At 39.3% G+C, this 3,490-nt stretch carries 3 protein-coding genes and 2 pseudogenes; 3 read left to right on the forward strand and 2 right to left on the reverse strand.

Going from position 1 to position 3,490, the window contains the following annotated elements; all coding sequences use genetic code 11:
- The coding region (locus tag B2866_RS05435) for an MgtC/SapB family protein (RefSeq protein ID WP_296191378.1) at window positions 1–588 on the reverse strand (588 nt) is incomplete at its 3' end.
- A 374-nt stretch (window positions 589–962) separates the two neighbouring features.
- Between B2866_RS05435 and B2866_RS05440 the strand changes: the two genes are divergently transcribed.
- From B2866_RS05440 to B2866_RS05450, 3 genes and pseudogenes are all read left to right on the forward strand, one after another.
- The gene (locus B2866_RS05440) at window positions 963–1,553 is read left to right on the forward strand and encodes a recombinase family protein (RefSeq protein WP_058368781.1); all 591 of its coding nucleotides are present in this window, start codon (window positions 963–965) and stop codon (window positions 1,551–1,553) included.
- A gap of 99 nt (window positions 1,554–1,652) precedes the next feature.
- Window positions 1,653–1,771, forward strand: a pseudogene (locus tag B2866_RS05445) (acyl-CoA dehydrogenase); the annotation flags it as partial.
- 357 nt (window positions 1,772–2,128) lie between these two features.
- Complete coding sequence (locus B2866_RS05450) at window positions 2,129–2,890, forward strand: substrate-binding domain-containing protein (RefSeq protein ID WP_058368377.1); 762 nt, start codon at window positions 2,129–2,131, stop codon at window positions 2,888–2,890.
- 124 nt (window positions 2,891–3,014) lie between these two features.
- On the opposite strand, the pseudogene B2866_RS05455 reads toward B2866_RS05450, so the two are convergent.
- Window positions 3,015–3,179 (reverse strand): annotated as a pseudogene (locus B2866_RS05455) (protein deglycase HchA); the annotation flags it as partial.
- Between the last annotated feature and the right edge of the window lie 311 nt (window positions 3,180–3,490).

Consider the following 3,490-nt stretch of genomic DNA (forward strand, 5'->3'; position numbering starts at 1 on the left):
CATATGTGCTAGTGCTTGAATGGTTAAAATCAATATCAATAATTTTAAAATAATATAAGGATTTAGTACTGAACCCCAAAGATCCCTATTGGGGGTTAAAGGAAGTGCAATTAAAAGCAAGGCCAGTAAAAAGATACCATCTTTAAATTCACGCTCAGTAATCCATCTAACCGCTACTCCATGCATTGAATGCTTTGTCACTAGAAGGAAAGTAAGGACGACTGTAAGTGCCGCTGCATAAGGAATATGCCATAAACATAGTCCGCCTATAAAATAGGTGAGTATAAAAGCAAGTTCAGTGGTTACACCTGGATCTTCAATTTGTTTATTAGTAGAGATGATACTTATACCACCTACTATCAATGCTCCTATGAGCCCCATAAATAAACCGAAAGCAAAGCAAATTGCCCCTAATAAAGAGCAAATTGCAAAAGATCTAATACCTGCAAAGCTGTGTTGATTTTCACGTTGTTTGCTACGCTCTCTTTCTAGACCAATGAGTAGTCCACAACCTAATGCTGCAGTAGATGCAGTAATTAAGTTTTGGATAGGTTCAATCGTAAATGTATTTTCTATTATGAAATTCATCCCACTCTCTATGACCCCTGCTGTCAAATCCGTACAGTTGAACTTGGGAAATTTTGATTACGCAGCCTGATGATAAAAATCAAACCACACCGGTCTTAGCGATCTATACCTTAGCGGAACCAGCTATCTCACCCTTCAAACATATTAACAGACTACTCAAAATAGACTGTTAATATGGAACCATCTATAACAGACTTTAGAATTATAGGACTGGTTGCTGTGCTTTTTTCCTATCATTAGCCTATACCTAAAACATAAAACTTCTAAACGATAACTTAGCTATCATTAGACTTGTTTCTAAAATTAAATGATAGTAATATCTTGCTATTATCAATGAACATTAATTATTAAGTCTAAGTAATAGAGGTCGCGTTATGACCGTTCGTATTTATGTGAGAGCCAGCACTAAGGATCAAGACGCTAAGAGAGCCTTGTCTGACTTGATTACCTTTAGCCAAAGCTATAACGTTAAACATGTTGAGTACGTTGAGCATTTCAGTGGTACAAAGCTCGATAGGCCAGTATTAGCTAAGCTATTAAAAGACGCTGATCAAGGCGATATTCTGCTGGTTGAAAGCGTGGACAGATTAAGCAGGCTATCTCAAGATGATTTTGCAATTCTAAAGCAGCGCATCAAAGACAAGGGCTTGCGATTGGTGGTGGCTGATCTACCAACTACGCATACGGTAAGTAAAGGCATGACAGGTGAGATCCTAACAGTGATTAACCATATGCTGATCGACTTATTAGCAACGATGGCAAAGCTTGATAACGACAAGCGTAGAGAGCGTATCAAGCAGGGATTGGCTAACAGTGGCTATAAGCCCTCCGGTAAGAAGCCTAATACAACGAAACACAATCGTATTAGAGAATTAGACAGTCAAGGCAATATGACAAAAGAGGAGATCGCTAAGGCGGTTGGTGTTGGGGTAGCTACGGTTTATCGGGTGTTAAAGCAGGGCTAGACGACACTATGTCGGAGGGTCTCCAAACCCGGTACGGTTCACCTAGCAAACATTCGTTATTTTTTGGCCTTAACTAAACTTTGTGCGTAATGGTATTTTCTGGCTGACTTCTACTTTGAACGCATGTTACCGCGCACTCAAGGTCATGCTGAAGAATGGTCAATCCTTCAAAAACCATGACGTCATTGGCCGCTGAACACTTTAGCTTTGACTACTAATTAATAGTGTCAAAACGATAAAAAGAGCGCCGATGCACTCTTTTTATTCCTAGTCCGACCTTACAATTCAACTTCCCCCAGCAACTTAGCTGTCGCTCCAATTTTCTGGCCTCATCCTTAGACTTTGGCAAAAGCGTCCCCTACAGTTAAAAAGAGTTCACTACGCTCACTGATAGTTTCTTTAGAGTAAGTGCATTAAAAATTCCGTCATGTCTCTGTCTTTCTACAACTTAAATTTAAGTAAGAAAATCGCGCTAATATTTAAAAAACTCTTTAACAAAAAAAATAATATAAATATTTAAATACATCAGCAAAACAAATATTATCAACATTCACATATCAATAAAGGGAATAAAAATGTCAAAAAATTATAAGCTCAGCCACTATATCTTTCCGCTCATGCTGGGCTTTTTATCAATGAATGCTATAGCGGCAATTAATGTCTATGGTCCAGGTGGACCAGCACCAGCGATGCACGAAGCAGCGAAACAATTTAAAAATAAAACAGGGATTGATGTCCATGTAACCGCGGGCCCTACTTCACAATGGAGCGACAAAGCCAAGCTTGATGCCGACGTCATCTATAGTGGTTCGGAAGCCATGATGTCTGATTTCGAAAGCTTATTTGCCGACAAAATCGTAAAGGACTCGATTGAGCCTATTTACCTACGCCCTGCTGCCATTTTAGTCAGAAAAGGCAATCCCAAACATATTCAAGGATTTAAAGATCTAAGCAGGCCAAACACTAAAGTTTTGGTCACCCATGGCGCAGGCCAAGTCGGCATGTGGGAAGATATTGCAGGTAGAACGGGCAACATTCAGCTCACAAAATCCTTCCGTAAAAATATCGCCATGTATGCACCCAATACAGGCACAGCGAAAAAAGCATGGGAAACTGACAGCAGCTATGATGCATGGTTGGTGTTTAATATTTGGGGAGTCAGTAATCCAGACATTGGGCAAATTATCCCGATCGAACCTGAACTGGTGATTTACCGTGATGCAGGTGTTGCACTAACTCAACACAGTCTAAAAAATCCTGAAGCAAAAAGTTTTATTACGTTTTTAAGCTCTGCACAAGGCCATGCGATTTTTAAACAGTTTGGTTGGAACAAATGAGTGCTTAATTTTAATCTTTGATCCACATTCAAGATCAGTTTCCAAGCTTAAAAAATCGAACTTTTAACAAGCAAATTGGACATAAAAAAGAGCGCCACGGCGCTCTTGATTGAAGAAAATATAACTACTGAACCTCGGCCAAAAGCGTTTGTGCTGCCATTTTACCCAAGGTATTCGATGCCAAAGGACTATCTCCTGTAATTAACTTACGGTCTTGAATACACTGTCTCGACATCTCTTTATTAACCACTTCCACACCCAACTTTTCTAAGCGATCTGCCAGCAACCATAGTCAACATGAAAAAAACGAAAATCTCATGCAAGCCTTTGAAGCGATCCAAGCCAAATACGGCAAATCTAAAATTGCATTGAGTGGTTGTTATTTGCCAAATCGTGCTTGGAGTATGAGCTGAGATCGTTTGACGCAGAATTATTTTAGTTGGGATGGGTTACTTCGGGTGTAGCACCGCCCAGTTCAACATCAGTAAATTCATAAAGTTAGCAACACAATCCAAGAAATAAGAAATTTATCTCTGCACACGACAAAAAAACAAAAAAGTCTGTTAAAGCAAAGGCATAATAGTAATTTTTAAGACGAAT

The sequence above is a fragment of the Psychrobacter sp. UBA3483 genome (assembly GCF_002377905.1).
Lineage (GTDB): Bacteria > Pseudomonadota > Gammaproteobacteria > Pseudomonadales > Moraxellaceae > Psychrobacter.